The sequence below is a fragment of the Methanosarcina sp. Kolksee genome, assembly GCF_000969945.1.
Classification (GTDB): domain Archaea; phylum Halobacteriota; class Methanosarcinia; order Methanosarcinales; family Methanosarcinaceae; genus Methanosarcina; species Methanosarcina vacuolata.
In genome coordinates, this window is record NZ_CP009524.1 from 3,227,705 (window position 1) to 3,247,392 (window position 19,688).

The following is a 19,688-nucleotide window of genomic DNA, read 5'->3' on the forward strand; positions in this document are numbered from 1 at the left end:
ATAGATAAGAAAATAGATAAGAAAATCCTTTCGGATTTTCCCCTGCTTCTTGGTATTGAACCAGAACGAAATTACGCTGCTGCAGGTTCGGGTGCAGCGGATGTAGCAGGTGCAGGTGCTGCTTCAACCTGGGTTTTGCGGATTTCGACCCTGCGGAGCGGGTAGATGAACTTGGCCTGCCTGTAAATGGCTGCTGAGAGCCTGCCAAGGATTGCTTCCTGCATAAAGGTCTCGAAATCGGCTTCTGATGCACGCTTTTTGACGATTTCGACCATCATTTCTCTGATGGCTTTGATCTGGCTTGAACGTGCTCTTTTGATGGTGAAGCAGGTAGGCTTTACACGGATGACATAGCCGTCTTTGGTTTTAACATCGATATTTGCGTCAATCCTGGAGGTCTGTCTCTTCACGATTGAGCGGATATAGTCGGTTGTAAGTTCGTGGCCCATGAGGTCAGTAGTTGCAACGTCTCCTACGACATTGTTGATCCTGAGGATGACCTTAGTGTTATTCTTGGTCATATCGTTGGTAAGTTCCCCAACAGTGGTTTCAATATTGCGCCCTACGAGCAGAGAAGGGTCTCCTGCCATAGTGTTACCGACAATAGCTCTGTTTAAGTAAGCAGGAGCTTCAATATTATACCATTCCTTGGATTTCCATCCGTCAAGCTTTCTCTGTACTTTCTTTCTTGCCAAGTGATTCCTCCGAAGTAATATTCCTTTTATGATTTTGTATTATTTCTAGTACTTAGTTGAATTTTCTATGCTGCTGGTTTATCCTGCGGCCCTCAAGCCTTTCAGTTTCTTATTCCGGATGCTCGGGTGAGCTTTTTCCTTAATCAATGAGCATGAATGACCTTCAGCGCTTTTGCACAGACTTTGCGCTGCCAGGCGCAGTTTGTGGTGCTTTTTGCACTAGCGTTTCCCTTTCAAGATGAAACTTCCGAGCTTCAATAGGCTTCCGAACCTGGACCCGTCCCCTATATTCCGGCAACTACAGGCTCCTGATAATCAAAAAATATGATCCGGAAAATCGCCAGAAGATCTCAGAAATTAGCGGCATCTAACTAGTTAATGGCTCACTATACATATCATATCAGTATATAAACAAATCGGTTAGAAACACTTTCTGCCTATCTGCTAAAAAGAGAAAATAAAAAAGTTTGAAGAAAAAGTTTAAGAAAATTTTGAAGAAAGTTTAGGGAAGAAAGTTTGAAGAAAAATTAGGGAAAAAAGTTTGAAGAAAACTGTAAGGAAAAAAGTTTGAAGAAAACTATAAGGAAAAAAATTTGAAGAAAAGTTTGAAGAAAAATTTGGGAAAAATTAAAGAAAAGTTTAAAGGAAACGGATGCCATTTGGCATTTCGCCTACTCTCTTTCTGAACTCCTCAGGCCAATTTGCAGGGTCAAGCCCTTTCTGCGCAAGGAAGACCGCAGCCCATCTTTCAAGCCCGACTCCGGAACAGCCAGACCAGAGTTCTTCTCCGGACTGAAGTTTCACATTGAAGCCTTTGGGATGGGAGAGGACCAGGTAATCAAGATCCAGAAGTGAAAACCCCATTTCCGGACATTTATATGGAAGATATCAGAACACTGGTATCAAAAAGAAATCGTATGCCTGAATCCTCCAGCAGAAAAGACAAACCGGGCTCGGCAAAGAAATACCTGTCAATAAGGGTGTTATTATCAACAAGGACGGCGAGTTTCATAGAGTGTTTATTTTGCCTGCGGGGTATAATAGCATTATTATCGAATATTCGAAAAATATTTAGAGTTGAGTTTACCCTCAAGTTTTTCCATTGCGGGTTTTAAGAATTTTTTATTATTTTTTGCCTGCATGCAAGTGTTTTAACTCATGTGATACTTTGCTGTCAATGATAGATTCGAATTTCAAATCAATCCTTTTGAATTACAGATAAGTTATAAGTTTTTAATCATAACTTATAAATCCTTATAGTTTTAATAACTGAATAGAGAATTATGAGTGATGTGACGACAATTCCGGTAACTAAAGAAGTGAGGGATAGATTAAAACTATACGGAAAAAAAGGGGAAACTTATAGCGATATTCTCAATCGTTTGATGGACGAAGTTAGTTATGAAACATTTATGGAAAAACAGTACAAAAGACTTGAAGAAAAAGATAAATTTGTATCCCTTGATGATATTTAATACTTTATGAATTAAGGTTGTTAAGGAATAGTAGAGGTTATTTTGATCAAAAATAAGATATAAATAAATAAGTTATTTTTGAAACGGGCGTACAAAAAAGTGATAACGATAGCTGTACTATAATCTTCATAGTAAAAAATTATTGACTACTTACAAACTGAAGAAGAGGAATTTAAACTAATTACCTAAGTTTGTCTACTAATAGTGAGGATAAAGTTGAATTGCAGAAAACATGAAGAGCTGTTTCCATTTCATAGAACCTTCAAGCTCTTTAAATGTAAATTTTATTTCTTTTTAACTAGGACTTACGCACTTGAGGAACAAAATCAATTACGTCAAAGACTGTGGATTAAAGTCACGTTTTAAACAGTTGGCGGTCTAATGCTGTTGATTCTTCAGTTCAACTGCGTAAGTCCTATTAACATAAAGGACTCAGTACCAAAACAAACATGAAATTCTTCGAATAACAGGCACAAATAAATGAAAGTACCTTTACCTTACCTTTTTTGACTATTGATTTCATCATTACCTTGGGCAGGAAGGTTGTACTAGATTTGGTTTTAAAAACCTTTCCAAAACTAATCAGTGAATTGTCATCGAAGGCTTAAATGTGACTTTGATCACGGATGCAAAATTGCCTTTTAGGCAATTCCACTGCCCAAAAAATGGGGTGATTTAAGTTGATTGGAATTGTAAACAAATCTTGTGGTTTAGATATCCATAAACGTTTTTTAATTGCTACTATTCTTAGTAAGTCGGGTGAAAAACAGCAACAACGTTTTGATAGGAATGATGAAGGAATTTTAGCTCTTAAAAATTGGGTTGTATCAGAAGAATGTGATGTTGTTGCATGCGAATCAACCAGTGACTTTTGGGTACCTATTCATGATTCATTGATAAAGCATCTACCTGTTATAATTGGAAATGCTCGAGATATGAAGGCATTTACGCACAAAAAAACAGATAAAATTGACTCAGAAATTATTGCACAACTTGCACTTAATAATATGATTCAGCCATCAAGAGTTTTCCCAAAAGATCAGAGGGAATTTCGTTCATACATTCGACTTCGTTTAGCACTTGTTAGAAAAAGAACAGATATAAAAAATGAAGCTCATGCTATTCTTACATCTGAAATGTTTAATTTACATGATGTACTGGCAGATATTTTTGGTAAAAATGGCGTAGCAATTTTATCAGGAATCTCTTCAGGTAAAACTGTTGACCAAATTATAGAAAGCCTTTCTCCAAACGTTCGTAAAAAAAGTTCTCAGATAAGAGAGACTCTGGATAGAGAAATATCTCAAAGTGCAGCAATAAGGCTTCAAATATGTCTTAAATTAATAAAGCACCTTGACGATGAAATAGAAGTTTTGGAAAAAGAAATCTTCATTTAAATCTTCATTTATTCTTATGGAAAGCATAAGCGTGAAATGGATATTTTGATGTCAATTCCAGGTATTGGAGAAATAGGTGCAGCAACTCTAATTTCTGAAATTGGAAATTTAAGAGATTTTCCTTCAGGAGATAAACTTGCTTCATGGCTTGGAATAGTTCCAAATGTGTATCAATCTGCTGATAAATACTACAAAGGGAGAATCACAAAGAGAAGGTCGAAAGTAGCAAGGTGGATTCTAACACAGATAGCTCATCAGGCAGCAGCAAGAAAGAAAAATAGCAGATTAAAAGAGTTTTTTAACCGGAAAATGAAGTCTATTGGGTATGCTAAGGCAATTATTGCGTTGGCAAGAAAAATAGTTACGATAATTTGGCACCTTATCACAAACGATGAGATGTATCAAGATGAAACAGGGTATCAAAAAGGAGAAGTTCATAAGAGGAAAATTGTTGAGACTGAAATCTTTTCGGTTGATGAACGCATAAAAATTATTAGTGGAATAATCGCGATTATGGAAAAAAAGGAAGAAGAGAGTACTTGAGGAAGATGTCCTCATGTACTTTCATGCAAAATCTAGTGATGAACGTAAAGTTCAAAATCACTAGATTTTGTAATTAGTCACAATCCTTGTGATACGACTTAAGAATTGAAGTCTTTAGATGTCGAATATTGATTTTGATGATAACTGGCTTCTTCTTGCTAATTCAGATTTTCAATCCAAAAATGCAAAAATCACTAGATTTTGGAACAGAGTCATTTTCAGTCGTTATCTATCAAAGTCAGTGATTAACCATTAAAACCTGTGTTTGCTGAAAGTTTTTGATTCTTATTTATCTCGAACTACAAGAAGAAGTGCTATCAGAACCGAACCTCCAAATCCAGCCATTCCGACCCAGGAAAAATTACCTCCATTTAACAGGATGTAAGTTGAAGCAATAAGCAGGACAGCCAGATAGAGTTCTTTTGAAAATGTAGTTTTCCTTGTTTCTTTCTGCTTTATGGAAAGAAACTTATCCCCCATTCCTTCCATTTTATCGGCGACTTCTCGAATCGCAGCCCTCAATTCAGCTTTTTCGTCCACTGGCTCGGTAGAAAATTCGATATGAAGAGCAGCCCCTTTAGAAGCATTAAGCTTTTTATAAGCATCCATCAACACAGGAATAGCAATGGTTTTAATGTTGTATCTCGGGTCCAGCTCCAGGCAGACCCCTTCTATGAGCAGGATCGCCCTCTGCAGGGTTGAAAATTCACCGGGCAGCCGAATATCATATTTCAAGCCGAGTTTTGCATAATTGTCACTCTGTCTGCCTTCAAGCCCGTAGTTCTGGTTTGCAATCAGGCTATCCATATCTTTCCTGAGCCTGCGGATATCCACCTCCCGCGCATCCGCACCCCCGATTTTCAGGAAACCCTGAGTCGCTCCTTCCACATCTCTGTTATTGATGGCGTAATAAAACTCCAGCATATTTTTTTTGAGTTCGTCATCGATACTTCCTACAGCCCCGAAATCGATAAAGGCGATGGTATCGTTTTCCTGGACCAGCATATTGCCCCCGTGAGGGTCGGCATGATAAAAGCCATCAATATAAACCTGTTTAAGATAACTTTTGGTAATGGTGCGCGTATATTCCGATTTCTTGCTCTGGGGCACAGGCATATTGATTATGTCCTTAATCTGGATTCCCTGGATGAACTCCATTGTAAGGACATTAGCTGAACAGTAGTCGGGATAAATTCTGGGCACAGACACGTTTTTCACGTTCTTGAAATTGTCCTCAAAACGCCGCATGTTGACGGCTTCGGTTCTCAGGTCAACCTCGCGGGTAAGCATTTCCCGGATCTCAAGCAAGAAAGCATCGATATCAAAATTACTCCCCAGGCCGAGAACCTTTCTCATAACAGGCCTGAAATCGTCCAGGATAGAGAGGTCAATGTTTATAGTGTCAATCAGGTTCGGGCGAAGAATCTTTACAGCAACAGGTTTCCCTTCCATAACTCCTTTATAAACCTGGGCAATCGATCCGCAGGCAATGGGGTCCGTATCAAAGCTGTCAAAAATATTAATAAAAGCCTTTGCTCTCCTTTCCCTGGAAGCCTTAAGCTCGGCTTCCGTTTTTTTTCGGTTTCGCTCTTCAGGTGGCTCGAATTCGCAAACGCAGGCAAGGTCAAGAGATTCAGCCATTTCTTCAAAAGGTATCGGTTTAACTTTGTCCTGAAGGTTTGCCATTTCTATAACATAAGTCTGCGGAACAAGATCAGGCCGCTTGCTCATAGTTTGTCCCATTTTGATAAAAGTAGGCCCAAGCTCTTCGAAAGCTTCCCGGAGTTTTACAGCCGTCTGCCTGTTTTCGAGATCAAAAGTACAGGTGCACTCAGGATTTGAAATATAATTTTTGCGCAGATCCCGATAGAGTTCCGGAATAAGGTTGTATTTTAAAAGAACCCTCATAACCTCAAGGTAGCGCTTTGTTTTCCCCAGCATCCGTAAATAACAAAGATCTGTTAATTTATATAGTTATTTTCTGCAGTTTTGGATTTAAGTTGAAATTTGTGAGCTTTAGAGAAAAGTTAATCCATGAGATCCAAAGAGGTAAAAATAAGGCTTTTCGTTGTTTTGTGTGGATATCCCCATAATATTCTCATAAAAACCAGTGCGGTCTTGAATTGAAAATCATCTTATCCACGAGAATGACGAAGAGCCATCATTATAATCATCTTAAATATAGTGATGTTGCACTAAATGTGTATGTGACTATATATTGTTCGGATCATATGTAAACCTGATAACTACACACAATAAGGGAACATCATTTTAAAATCACCATCAATAAAACTGATCATAAATAAACTGTCGACCTGCCGAAAGCAGATATTGTAAGAAAAAACCCAATTTTGGCCTTTAAAGGAAAATAAGCATTTAAAATAAACTATTTAAGGGTTATAAAGGATTAAATCCCAAAATAGTATCATTTAAAGTGTAAATTGTAAATTTAATCCATTAATACTCCTAAAAAAGTAAGTATTCTTTTATTTTTAAATCCAGATATAGCATCTTTGTCAGGAGCATATCGATAAATAACATCCACCCAGAGACCCAGAGATACGCTATCACAATGCAATTTTGTGACGTAATCAAAAAACGATCAAAGCATTTATAAAAGCATCGAAGAAGATTACGAGGAAACCATGTGTGTAATGAAACCATGTGTGTAATAGACCTGCAATACCAATTCGATAGTTCCTGACTAATCTATTTAATGAGTTAATTAAAAGGATTTCGAAAATACTTAAATACGAGAAAAATGTAGCAGGGATAAAAATGCCTGATAACCCGGAGGAAAAATTGCTGATTTTGCAGCTTTCCGAAGATTCCAGAAAAATTGCCAGACTTCTTTCAAGTGAAACTTCAATCAGAATACTTAAATTGCTTAATAAGAAATCAATGTCGGCAGGAAACCTTGCCGATGAACTTGGAGTGCGCCTGAATACTCTCAAATACAATCTGGACTCCCTTCTGGAAGCCGGAATGATTAGAGTAAGGCACGTAAAATGGAGCCAGAAAGGAAGGGAAATAAAAATTTATGAGGCATCGAAAAAAGTAATTGTTTTTCTGCCCGCAAAAGAGAATGTGGAAACTCCTATTTTCATATAAAGTCCGAGTAAGACAATATATAAAATATTAAGGAGTAATAACCCCCAAAATTGTTCTGAAGTTAATTCCCGACTTCAGTGTTTCGGAACGATTCTATTCTGAGAAAGACTTTTAAAAATAACCAAATATTAATATACGAACTCGATTAAAAGATACAGTCCAGCAATGAGTTCTATTCCGTAGGACGTGGCCCAGTATGAAAATCAAATTTTTGTCCTTGCTCCTTATAATAGCAGCCATTATCGTGATCTCAGGCTGTGTTGATGAGGAGGCTCAGGGCTTTAATGGTAAAGCTCAAGAAGATCTAGCTAGGACTATTTTTTTCCCTTATGTAGGGCTCCTGGACCATGGGGAATCTGAAATACCAGGCTCATACCCCCATGAGTTACCTCCAGATAAGTTTAATTCAGATCCTGATATCCATACGCTAAAAGATGCAACATCCCTTCTTGACAGAAACATCGAAAAAGCAGAAACGATTTCATTAAAGCTTGAAACCGGAATTGAGCGCTACAAAGCAGAAGGAGAAGATGTTAGCAGACTTGAAACCCTGCTTGAAGAGTATAACCGTCTTATAAATGAAGCAAAGCAGTATCGAGCCCTTGCAAATGCAACCTCAGGCGGAGAAAATAACAGCTCAATCGCGAATTCGAGTCAATATAATGGTTCATCCGAAAATATAAAAGTAGATTATTTGGTTCAGTCTCAGAAGAGTATGATGCAAGCTAATAATGTCCTGAGAAATATTTTCGAGGAACTTAACTCCTTAATGGGAAGTGAAGAACTCAACAATACATCCCGGCTTATTTCGGCAGGAGAAGGAAAAGCTATTCTTATGGGCAATTTTACCCTGAATATGCACCTGGAAAACGGAGAAATGGTAATAATGGGCCTTTCTAAGGATTCCGAGATAGATATAAATGGGGATTATACATTTGAGGAAAATACCGACACGCATGATACGGTGCGCCTTTACCATATAAATTCTGCCGATGTGAAGATCTCCGGTTCCCGTAAGACAGTAATGTTAAACAATGAAAACATTACTCTCACTGCAGATGGCGAGGGTTATGTAGCTTTCCAGGGAGACGGCACCTATAGTGTTGAAGAGGCAGGCAGAGTAATAAAAGAAGATGAATGGGCGAAACCTTTCTTTGAAGAAGGAATGAATCCCCAAAAGCATGGGCCTGACGAAAAGTACAATAATACCGGATATGGGCCTGATAAGAATGACAATGGTATAGTAATCGGGCAAAGGAAGAATATGAAGTAATATCACACTAACAGAGCTTCTCCGGAAATCGAATGCAGGAGAGATATTCTGGAGACGCGGTGAAGGTTCCAGGAGACTATTAAAAATGCCTGGAAAAATTGAAAATCAATATACAACTCTGGGTTTATCGAAAATGAATCTAAGGCTCTATATTATTTGTATCGCTACCGTACTTGCTTTAGCAGGACCTGCTTTAGCAGATAGTACGGCCAATGTTCACGGGACGGCATACAGATGGGATACCTTCGAGCCTCTAGATAATGCAGTGGTCGAGGTAAATTCTACTCCCTCACAGTCCATGGTAGCGAAATACGGTGTGTATTCTTTTGATCTGATACCCGGAGATTATAATATTACAGCCGATTACTATGAGAACAGCAGTGTTAAATATTCAACAAGTGAGATTATTACAGTTAAAGACCAAGGAAAATATTTACTCGATCTCCTGCTCTTCCCAGTTTATTCGGAAGAACTCATGGGCGACTCCAAACTAAATGGATATTCCGAAGACCAGAACGGGACTGCAAAAAGCTCTTCTAATACAACAAATTCGCTAACAGACACATCCACAGGTCCGACGACAAGTAAAAGTAATTCTAGCAGCATGGATCTGGCTGACCAAAACATAACTGGCAATATAAATGCAAATTACCTGTTGATAGCAGCTCTTTTACTTTTTATCCTGCTTTCAGCAGGCTACCAGGTATCCAGAAAGGATAAAAAACCAGAGAAAAATCAGCCTTTAAAAAGTGCACATAAAATCTCAGGCATCGGAGCAGATGAAAAAGGACATACTACGGGAGGTTTTATCAAACCAGTTAAGGTGCCCGAAATCTCGGTAGAAGTCCATGATGGAAGGGTAGAAGTCCCTCAAGAAAGCTTAGAGCCCGAGCTAAAACAGGAGTATCAGGCACAGGAATCTCAGGTAAAGCCCCTCGAAGCTGCACCTTCAACAGGACCAATAGTAAATCCTGTAGAAGAGCCTGTGACAGAGGCTGTAAAGGAATCTCTACAAGATCCTGTAAAAGAATCAATAAAAGAACCTGTGAATGAACAGATAAAGCCGGTAGTAACAGCATTATCACCTAGAATCCCGGAAGAAAAAGGTCAGGAAGACTGTGAAGAAATTAAAGTGGACTCTCAGGAGAACGAAATAAAACTGGTTGAATCTGAGCCTCAAAAAGAGAAACAGGAAACCGTCTCTGAAGAAGCTGCTGATAAACCCACAGAGAGTCCCGAAACTGAAACTACTGCTTTCAAAAAGAAGCTCCCTCTTCCCGCAGACCTTCAGGAAGTCATGGATATAATTCGAGGCCAGGGAGGCAGGATTACACAGAAGGACTTGCGCAGCAAACTGAAGTACTCCGAAGGAAAAGTTAGCCTCATGCTTGCAGACCTGGAAAGAAGAGAATTGATTGAGAAGTTCAAGCGAGGGCGTGGAAATGTTGTTATCCTAAGAGATGAGGAACGCTGAAAGTCAGTATTTTTTCCAATTCTCTGAGTATTTTTCCAATTCTCTTAGTATTTTATTCAATTCTCTGGTATCACAGGAGATTCCAGAGGAAAAAACATATTGAGGCCATTCCAAAACCAACTTTATTCTCAAAACTATAAAATTTTCAGAATTGTTTTCATTATCCGAAGATCAAATAATAATCACAAATTAAGGGATCTGTAATTTAATTCTGTCAATGTCCATGTCTTCTTAGTAATTTCGGATTCCTGTGCAGACATCTTTTTTTCGACTGTTTTCCTTGAGATTCTATTGTTATCCTGTCTGAAAGTCAAATTTTGTCTTTCGAGTTTTATTATAGTTTTTTTGAACTGGAAGCCACAGTTAACCAGTATAAGCTGTGAAAAACCGGTATTTTAATTGAATCTCATAAAAAAGGGTTTTTACTATCCTGATATAAATTTTACGGAGTATACCAAGTTTAATATTAAATTAAAGCTTTAAAAATAATTATTTTATTAATTTAACAGTTTTCAAGCCAGGCATATTATAAGTATACTTATATTTAATCCGGCCAATATTAGAATTGTCAGTTAATATCTACCGGTAAAACAGTTAGGCAATTTCTTCCAGAGCTGAGAGATCAAGTAGAGTGAGATATCAGGTAGAAATTGCATACGCATGAAGATCTCAAGTTAGCTTAGCAATTCAAGTTAGCTTAACAATTAATTTCATGTTGGGGAGTTTAAAAAAGAGTTCAGGCTGGTGAATTTAAGTATCGAGTTCAGGGGGGAGTATAGGGAGTTTAAAAATTGAATTAAGGTTGGGGGTTTAAGGATTCTTTTCACACACATATAAATTATTTTTTCAATCAAACAGGTCAGGAGTTAATTTATGGTAAATACAAAATTTGATAGATTAAAAAAGATTTGTGCCGTTTTTCTGGTACTTTGCTTTGTATTATCAGTAACGGCTGCAGCAGCAAGCGCAGCTGACAATAGCAAGAATAAAGATGGATACAGAGACGGTTATAAAAAAGGCTATGGAGATGGCAGAAAACAGGGTGAAAAAGATTGCAATAAATATGGCAGCAAAGATGCCCTCTCAAAAATACCTTCTCCACCAAATGATAAAAGAGAGAACAAAAAATACAAAGACAGTTATAGTAGAGGGTATCAAAAAGGATACATCGAAGGTTACAATGGATATAGGTATACGTGCCTGAAATAAAATACGTGCCTGAAATAAAGGATAAAAACCTTAAAATCCAGAATGAATAAAGGTTGTTTCTGAGATAATACAAAATTATCAGAGTAGAGGATTTTGTGTAAGAACTCCTGTTTTCGTGACCCTGTCCGGTAACACTGCCAGTCTTCCTGTTTAACGATACAGTTTTGAGCTTTCTGGCGATTTTGTTTGGAAATTTTTAAAAATTTATCCGTTTTAATAAAAAAGAAAGGCTTCGCAAAGAAGGATTAGAGCACTGTATCGTTTTTTTGTATTATTTAAAATTGTAATAAATAATAACCGATATATTTATTTATCATCTATACTTACTTAATTGTAATTTATAGCCGTAATAGTCTATAAACGTGGGGAGGGTGCTCAGTGAGCCAGCTTCAAAATTCTGTATTTGACTTTCAGAAGCAATTTTGAAACATGCTCATTATAGCAAAATTAATTTTAGGCCTGGGGGCAAGCCATTGAAATTATCCAAAAAAGCGGATATATATTCTATATTCGGAAAAATTTAGAGAAATTTTATGCTCACAACTTTTAGCAGCTGATTCCCATAGCCTCGACTTACAACACCGGATTAACCGGTAACACTGAATTAACTGGTAGAGATGAATTTGAGGTTCTACATTCTGTGTATTGCTGCTCTACTCGCTTTAGGGATATCTCCTACTTCAGGAGTACCTTTCTTAGCAGATAGCAACATCACTGCAACAATCCACGGGGCAACATATGCATGGGACACTCTTGAACCCCTAAATGATACTGTAATTAGTATCAATTCCAATCCTCCTCAATCAGTACTGGCAAAAAACGGCATGTATTCCTTTGAACTCGGGCCCGGAGACTACGTTATTACAGCCAGGTATTACCGGAACAACACTGTAGTCTATTCAAAAGAAACAACTCTGAAGATTGAAGAGGAAGGAAACTATGTCTTCGACCTCCTGCTTTATCCGGTCTCCGAAAATCCGGTAAAGGAAAAAGCCGAAGACAAAATAAGTAATGTCAATAATGTAAATAGTGTCAATCCCACCGAAAAAGCCAGAACTGACCTTTTTACTGTAAGCTTCCTGCCAGTAGCCTTTATGGTTCTTTTTCTGCTTGGCGGAAGTTATAAACTATCCAGAAAGCAAAAAACGATGAAAATAAACAGGTTTCAGGAAGGGAAGTTCTATGCATCCGGGATTCTGGCAAATGCCCTCGCTAGAATCCCTGGTTCTGGAGTGAAGCTGGAGTTCGAAAACGCCCAGGAGGCAGTCTCATCAAAAGAGCCGGTAATAGAGCCTGGAGAAACAGAAATAGAAATTGCAGATAATTCCAAAATCGAGCCTGCTGATTTAAGAAAAGCTCCTCTTACTAAGGATCTCCGGGAGGTCCTGGATGTGATTAGGGGCCACAGGGGTAGAATTACGCAAAAGGATCTGCGCAGCAGGTTGGAGTATTCCGAAGTAAAAGTCAGCCTCATGCTTTCAGACCTCGAAAAGAGAGGACTGATTAAGAAGTTCAAGCATGGGCGTGAGAATATTGTGATTTTAACAGACGATGAGCGAAAGGGAAGCTAAGGAGTTCCCACATAATAAACTACGCACAGATCTTGATTGGGCGCTTTGATTTTCATGATTTACGTCACAAATTGTTGTATCCTTAAAGGATTTTACTGTTCTTAAAGGATTCCACTGTTTGAATTTTTTATTGTCGAGAGATATCGTGTACAAATGACTCACTATTTTACTTCAACTTCGAATTTTGTTCATTTTACATGATCATTCTATAGTATCAAAATGGAAGTGGAATTAACTCAAGTTTAATTTTTTGAGTCGCCTGCTGGTTGTATCGTATATTAACTTTCAAATAGTCTTGAATCTGCGAAATCATTTCACGACACAACAGAAAAAGAAAAATAAGACAATAAGGCTGGCTTTTAATAATCTTAGTATAAAAATCCCTCCAGATTTTGGAATTAAGTTCACGATCCAGTTAGATCTGTGGCAGAAATGCATAAAATTGATTATTTGGTTTGAAGAATTCACTTCGTTACTTTCTGCTGGAGTTTTACCTTACTCAATATATTTAAATAACAATAAGCTTAATGTACAATGCTAACAAGTATCACGTTAACTATTATCAGGATATTTTCCAAGAAGGTTGTTGTAGATGGTACTAGGAATAAATGATCCGCAAATTTGGCTTGCATATCTTGCTTGTATATTTAGTGCACTCGGATGCATGGTTTATGGAGCATTGAACTGGAGAGAGGAGAAAGAAGAACAGGCAGTAAAAAGCAGTACTCAGAAACAGGTGACTCAAGATCAGTAAACTAGTGTCTAAGCAATTTAGTTATGAATAATTACAATTAAGAAAGTGACTACGGATGAGATGTTGTCCACGTATTAACGTATTATAATTAAATTGCCATGTCACTGGTGAGTTACTCTAAAGAGCTCACATTAATCAAACCTTTTTGGTAATGCCTGAGAAAAAACAGTAGTCGAAACTATTCTGGAGTAATTTTTATGGCAGTCAGTACTTCAACTCTAATCCTCCTTGTTGTTATCTACTTTACGTGCACCTTCTACGTTGCCCGGCTGGGGTATAAAAAAAATTCCCAGACTGATGGGTATATGCTTGCAGGCCGACGCGTACCCCCGGCAATTATGGCCCTCTCCTATGGAGCTGCGTTTATCAGCACTTCTGCAATTATAGGGTTCGGAGGAGTAGCCGCTTCCTTAGGAATGGGACTTCTGTGGCTTGTCTTCATGAATATCTTTTTCGGAATTTTCATTGCCTTCGTGGTCTTTGGACCTGGAACCAGGCGCATGGGGCTAAACCTTGGAGCCATCACTTTCCCTGAATTTATAGGAAAACGCTTCCAGTCAAGGTTTATCCAAGCCTTTTCCGGGCTTCTTATAGCTGTTTTTATGCCGATCTACGCAGCAAGCGTGATTATAGGGGCAGGCCGATTTCTTGAGACCACTCTTGGGATAAACTATAACTTCGCTCTTCTGGTCTTTACTGTTATCATTGCTTTTTATGTGATTAAAGGTGGCCTTCTCTCAGTAATGTATGTGGACGCAATGCAAGCCACTATTATGTTGATAGGAATGACCTTTTTGCTGATATTTACTTACAGCAAACTGGGAGGAGTCGTAGAAGCTCATCAGGCCCTTACCAATATGGCAAACCTTGTGCCTCAGGCGCTTGCTGACCAGGGACATCGGGGCTGGACTGCAATGCCAGCTTTCAATTCCCCAATCTGGTGGACAATGGTTTCCACAATTGTTATGGGAGTAGGGATAGGAGCACTTGCACAGCCACAGCTTGCAGTCAGGTTCATGACTGTAAAGGACGACCGTTCCCTGAAAAGAGCAGTTGCCGTTGGGGGTCCCTTCCTTCTTATGATGGCAGGAGTCGCATATGTTGTAGGAGCTCTTTCTAATGTATACTTCTACAAGACCACAGGAAAGATTGCCCTTCAGGTTGTCCCGGGTGGAAACACTGACCTTATAATTCCCGCATATCTGAACCACGCAATGCCCTCGCTGTTTGTGGCAATCTTCATGCTAAGCCTGCTTTCGGCAGCAATGTCTACTGCAGCTGCCCAGTTCCACACCATGGGTACGGCCATAGGGTACGACTTTTATCAGAACGGCCTTATGAAAGGCAAGTCAAGTTCGAGCACTGTCCATGTTACAAAAATAGGAATTGTCTTTACCATCGTGGTAGCAGTTATTCTGGCTTACATTCTTCCTGTAAGTATCATCGCAAGAGCTACTGCCATGTTCATGGGACTGTGCACATCCGCTTTCCTGCCCCTCTACATTGGAGCCCTGTTCTGGAAACGTACAACAAAAGCCGGAGCAACTGCAAGTCTTGTTATAGGGTCGATAAGCAGTCTTTTCTGGCTGGTCTTTGTCCATGCAAAAGAAGCAGTGCCTCTAGGGATCTGCCAGGCAATCTTTGGAAAAGAAACTTTACTTACAGGTACCTGGCCCCTTGTAGACCCGATTATGATCGCAACTCCACTGTCCTTCCTTGTCCTGATTGTAGTAAGCCTTATGACACCCCGGTTCTCTCCAGAGTTCCTCAAGAAGGCTTTCAGGCTCAGGTATGAAGATGAAGAAGAAGAAGCATCGGAAGCAACATCACACAGTGCAGCAGATTCGGCAGGCGTTTAAGCCTGCGCCCTTATTTCCGTCTTTATAATTTTATTTCTTATTTCATTTATCTTGGATCATCCGTTCTTTTTTATTGGCAGTGTGTCAATTTTTCCATAAAATCATAAATCTCAAAGTTACTGAGTAAAAAGTCATATATAATTATTAATTTTTTCATAATATACAAAATTTGATCTCAGATTTTCAGTAAATTCACGACATTGCCGAAAAATTAGTCATGGTAAGAAAATTATATGGAATATCTTAATATGATACTATTTTTAGACCACATAGTTTCCGTTTTGTGAAATGATCCTTTGTAGTTGAGTTAAATTGGTTTTTGAGACAACCTGAATATGTATATATTTCTAAAACTATCCGGAAGTTTGCAACAATGGACGCAAATGAGATGACTGTTTATTTTGAACATAGATCAGATAGGAGTATCTTTGAAATTGAAAAAGAACTTGAACGTTTCAATAAAAATGAACTCTACTCATATGCTAATAAATTACTAGAGAAACCTAATGAAATCAATGAAATTCTACTAATCTTATTGAGAAAATTGTTTGAAGACAAGAAAGAATTTGTGGATATATTCTGCAAATTTTTAGAAGAGGCTTACGAGTATTATCTTAGTGGATCTAAGATTGAAACAATCATAGCCGAGGTAACCGAAAGAATAGATATTTCATTTAATTTTGTGAAAGCTATGGTAAATATGGGAGACGAAAAAGGAATATCATCTGGAATTCTTTTATTTATGATATACGATAAGATGAAAGAAGCTGATATTTTTTTAATGCAGGGCTTTAAAAGTGAAAACGAGAACTATCAAAGATGTTCTTTAGTCTCACTTTTAAATATTATCCACAATGACGCTCCTAACATTGAGAAATATTTAGATATTTTGAAAAATGCCGCGCCAGATATATTATATGAAAACGAGGACCGTCTAATTTTTTGTCTTCAACAAGCTTTTAACAAAAAACCTGAAATGTTTCGCCAACTTCTTGAAAGCGAAATAGAAAGAAGAGGAGCTAGTGCAGCTCGTAGTTATATTTGTATAAAGAGGACAAGTTCTGAAAATTCGATCTCAGTTTTGAAAAAAGCGATAGAAATTTTAGAATCTAAAAGCTGCTATGAAATGTACGTCGATTGGGGACTTAGTGAAGTTTACCAGTCAGATCCGAGTTTTGTTGTTAAGAAAATTAAGGATAGGTTGCATGAAAAGAATAGATTCAAGCTTATGGACGATCACTTGAATATGGAAATTAAAAAGGTTGGGAATGATCCTATAATTGAACTTATTGAATCAGAGATTGATGTAGGCAAACAAATCTCCATAAATATATTGAAAGATGTGTTTTCATCTGAAGAAGATTGGATTTCTTGGTGTGAAAAATGGAAAGAAGATTCTCGTAAAGAAAGTATAATCCTAAAATCATTAGGTGTAGTTTTGACGGAATTAGTAAGATACAAACATACTGATCTAAGAGATCAAGCTATAAGTTTGGTGAAATGGTTTGCTGAAAACAAAAGTTTAGATTATGAAAAAGAAACAAAAGGAATCAATTACGGGAGCAATAAAAACAAAGAGAATATAATGAAAGCTTTACATATATTAGACAAAATTTTGAATCCAGTTGTGAGTTTTGATATCAACAAACTTAAACAGAATTTAAAAAACGCTAAGTGTTTATGTAATACTATTGGCTATAATAATATAATTAAGAAAGCTGAGTTAAACCAAGACAACCCGGGCATTATAATAAAAAGTTTTGGAACTTGCAATCCTATATATCAATGTTATCTAGAAAGTCTATTCCAAAATATAAACCGCTATCATATAAAGTATCCCAATCCCATTAGAAAACTTACAGAAGACCTATTGAACCCCGACAAAGATTTTCCCACAATTTCGGAAATTGAAGTAGCTTCTAGACTAGCACCTAATTTTAAAATAACAACAGAATATAAAGTACCTAATACAAAATCAAACTTGGATATGTTAATTGAAGATGTAAAAAGTGGAGAAAAAGCCCTAATTGAAATAGCTACAATACGTTATGATTACAAAAGCCATATGTACCCAGAACGAGCGGCAGAGTGTCGTTTTGTAGGGGGTAAAGGTAGTAAAGGAGACAATATAAACAATGCGCTTGATAAAAAATTAAAAAAGCAATTAAAGGGTCTTCTAGATGCTGTAAAAAATGGGAAAAAGCCTTTGGAATACCCATTAATAATTTTGTTTAATGTTGAGAGTCCTTTTGCCATTGACACACTTTTCAATCAGGGAGAAATTGAAACTTGTTTAATTGGATTTTTCCAAAAAGATAATATAGAATTTATCAGCAAAATAGGTATTTATAATCTCAAATTCGATGAAAAATACAAAATTTTTGGTAGATTATACGAACCTCTTAAACCTCCTCAACATAAAATGAGTTCAGAATTTGAAAAAAAGCTTAAATATTCACTCTATGACTATATAACAGAACCATTTTTTAAAATTCGTAGTGCATAAAATCGCTTTTTATTAATTTTTCAAAACTGTTGACACACAAACTACATATTAGAAAATTTATCATATTCTCTTAAAATTGTATGGGTAAAAGTAAATTTCATGTATTTGCTGGAAATTTTAATAATTTTAATAAGTCAAATAAACAATACCAAGTGACGTATTTAACTTTACAACTATATTATAAAATTATTTTATTTTTTGGAGTTGGAAAATTCTCCATTGAATTTGAAGAGGATACTACATATGTGATAGAGTCGGCGGCATATTTGAGATGTCGTCTCTGGCTCAATTAATAAGAGAAAAAAGCTTAGTGAGTGGAAGGTGAGAGATTTCCACTCAATTTGAAGAGGATACAAAAAATGGAATGTTTCAAAGATTGTAAAAGTGCTTCATAGAGGCTAACTTGAAGTTTGAAAACAGGCGTATTAAAGGTTCATCACTTATCTTTTCTAACAGGCAGGGTCTGCCCTCCATGAGGCATAAGGTGAATTTTTGCGTCAGGATTTTCAAAGAGCACTGCAGACAAGGCATCCTCTACACTTGCCATCGGAGTAAAGAATGCGTTTCTTGTTTGCTCGTTCGAAAGCTTTGAAACCAGGTAAAGCTTAAATCTCTTTGAAATTCTTGCAATGATTGCAGTCTTATGCCCCCCGAACTCAAAACATTTTTTGAAACGTTCAATTGCTTCATCCGGGTTTTGGCACTCCCTGTTCCAGCATTCATAAACCTGGTTTCCTATCCCTTCAGCGCATTCGGCTACAAGGATGATGGAACCTCCTGCTTTCACAGCCTGAGTTGCATTATCAAGCGCCTTATTTGCCTGGAAGAGATTGATATCTTTAGGAAAGCCTCCGCAAGAAACAATTACCGCATCTGCTGGTTCTACAGGCACCTTATACATAGAATCCACAACTTCCACACCTTTTCTGTGTGCCTCGATAAAATCGCCTGCAACAGCAGTAACTATCTCTTTTTTGCTGTCAAGAACCACATTCAGGATAAAATCAAGGCCGAAAATTTTTGCGGCTTCTTCCATGTCCTGCCTGACAGGCCCATCAACCCTTCCGGAAACAGCTTTTTCGTCAATCATCATTTTATGGTTTGTGAGAACTGTTTCTTTCGAGCTTACACCAGGCAGAACTGATTTTGCCCCTCCGCTGTATCCCGCATAGTAATGGAATTCGATGCTTCCGGTCCCTATAACAACATCAGCACCCATAATGCCTTCAAATATCTCAATAGGGGTTCCACGGGAAGTTATCCCAATGCGTCTGCATCTGCCGGTATCATGCTGAATGCAACGAATTTTTTCGTAGACGTCTTCTCCAACCAGTATTCGTGATTCCTCTTCAGTCTGGTTTCGGTGAAGCCCGAGTGCAAAGACAATAGTAATATTTTCGTCCTTTGCTCCTCCAAGGTAAAGCTCTTCAAGTAGAGGAGGAAGAAGCTTCGCAGTTGGAGTTGGACGTGTAACATCGCTTACAATAATTGCAATTCTCGAATCCGGGTTTACAATCTCAGAAAGCCTTTTTCTTTTAATGGGATTTTCAAGAGCTTTTTTAATTAAAGAAGTTGGATCTTCCTTTTTTTCAGGCTCTGAAGGCAGAATAATACTGGATATGTTTCTTTCCGGGATATCCAGCTCAAGTGCCATGCTTCCAAAAGCTAATGATACTGTTTTTGTGTTTTCAATCATATTTGGCACTTCACTTGACCTTTTTTCGATATTTGTTTTTATAATTGTCTTCTTTTACAGCTATCATTTCATATCTGTCTTTTATAGCTGTCTTTTATAGCTGTCTTTTATGGCCATCTTCTCAT

The 19,688-nt window shown here is 37.6% G+C and carries 13 protein-coding genes and 2 pseudogenes; 10 read left to right on the plus strand and 5 right to left on the minus strand.

The features are described from left to right. Window positions 1-71 precede the first annotated feature (71 nt). From MSKOL_RS13335 to MSKOL_RS20775, 3 genes and pseudogenes are all read right to left on the minus strand, one after another. Window positions 72-695: a 30S ribosomal protein S3ae gene (locus MSKOL_RS13335; protein ID WP_048121615.1), complete on the minus strand. Its 624-nt coding sequence runs from the start codon at window positions 693-695 to the stop codon at window positions 72-74. Window positions 696-1,334: 639 nt separating this feature from the next. Then, window positions 1,335-1,517, minus strand: a pseudogene (locus MSKOL_RS20770) (serine--tRNA ligase); the annotation flags it as partial. A 52-nt stretch (window positions 1,518-1,569) separates the two neighbouring features. Then, the gene (locus MSKOL_RS20775) at window positions 1,570-1,707 is read right to left on the minus strand and encodes a hypothetical protein (protein ID WP_231592242.1); all 138 of its coding nucleotides are present in this window, start codon (window positions 1,705-1,707) and stop codon (window positions 1,570-1,572) included. A 271-nt stretch (window positions 1,708-1,978) separates the two neighbouring features. On the opposite strand from MSKOL_RS20775, the gene MSKOL_RS13345 reads away from it, so the two are divergent. After that, window positions 1,979-2,170, plus strand: a complete 192-nt coding sequence (locus MSKOL_RS13345) for a hypothetical protein (protein ID WP_048156992.1) — start codon at window positions 1,979-1,981, stop codon at window positions 2,168-2,170. Window positions 2,171-2,850: 680 nt separating this feature from the next. Then, a pseudogene (locus MSKOL_RS13350) lies at window positions 2,851-4,110 on the plus strand (IS110 family transposase). A gap of 285 nt (window positions 4,111-4,395) precedes the next feature. Here MSKOL_RS13350 and MSKOL_RS13355 read toward each other — a convergent pair. After that, window positions 4,396-6,051: an AarF/ABC1/UbiB kinase family protein gene (locus MSKOL_RS13355; protein WP_048156994.1), complete on the minus strand. Its 1,656-nt coding sequence runs from the start codon at window positions 6,049-6,051 to the stop codon at window positions 4,396-4,398. An 837-nt stretch (window positions 6,052-6,888) separates the two neighbouring features. On the opposite strand from MSKOL_RS13355, the gene MSKOL_RS13360 reads away from it, so the two are divergent. From MSKOL_RS13360 to MSKOL_RS13395, 8 genes are all read left to right on the plus strand, one after another. Then, window positions 6,889-7,221, plus strand: coding sequence for a transcriptional regulator (locus tag MSKOL_RS13360; protein ID WP_048156998.1), 333 nt, complete (start codon window positions 6,889-6,891; stop codon window positions 7,219-7,221). A 196-nt stretch (window positions 7,222-7,417) separates the two neighbouring features. Then, complete coding sequence (locus MSKOL_RS13365) at window positions 7,418-8,494, plus strand: hypothetical protein (RefSeq protein ID WP_052725492.1); 1,077 nt, start codon at window positions 7,418-7,420, stop codon at window positions 8,492-8,494. 85 nt (window positions 8,495-8,579) lie between these two features. Beyond that, window positions 8,580-9,968: a MarR family transcriptional regulator gene (locus MSKOL_RS13370; RefSeq protein WP_052725495.1), complete on the plus strand. Its 1,389-nt coding sequence runs from the start codon at window positions 8,580-8,582 to the stop codon at window positions 9,966-9,968. An 873-nt stretch (window positions 9,969-10,841) separates the two neighbouring features. Further along, entirely contained in the window at window positions 10,842-11,177 is a 336-nt protein-coding gene (locus MSKOL_RS13375) for a hypothetical protein (RefSeq protein ID WP_048121672.1), read from the plus strand. Between the two features lie 617 nt (window positions 11,178-11,794). Continuing rightward, entirely contained in the window at window positions 11,795-12,748 is a 954-nt protein-coding gene (locus MSKOL_RS13380) for a winged helix DNA-binding protein (RefSeq protein WP_048157002.1), read from the plus strand. A gap of 592 nt (window positions 12,749-13,340) precedes the next feature. Next, complete coding sequence (locus tag MSKOL_RS20780; RefSeq protein WP_197078769.1) at window positions 13,341-13,502, plus strand: symporter small accessory protein; 162 nt, start codon at window positions 13,341-13,343, stop codon at window positions 13,500-13,502. 197 nt (window positions 13,503-13,699) lie between these two features. Further along, complete coding sequence (locus MSKOL_RS13390) at window positions 13,700-15,361, plus strand: sodium:solute symporter (RefSeq protein WP_048157010.1); 1,662 nt, start codon at window positions 13,700-13,702, stop codon at window positions 15,359-15,361. A gap of 373 nt (window positions 15,362-15,734) precedes the next feature. Further along, the gene (locus MSKOL_RS13395; protein ID WP_048157013.1) at window positions 15,735-17,867 is read left to right on the plus strand and encodes a hypothetical protein; all 2,133 of its coding nucleotides are present in this window, start codon (window positions 15,735-15,737) and stop codon (window positions 17,865-17,867) included. A 436-nt stretch (window positions 17,868-18,303) separates the two neighbouring features. On the opposite strand, the gene larA is transcribed toward MSKOL_RS13395, so the two are convergent. Next, window positions 18,304-19,563 (minus strand): nickel-dependent lactate racemase, encoded by a 1,260-nt coding sequence (larA, locus tag MSKOL_RS13400; RefSeq protein ID WP_048157015.1) that lies wholly within the window; start codon window positions 19,561-19,563, stop codon window positions 18,304-18,306. Window positions 19,564-19,688: the final 125 nt, after the last annotated feature.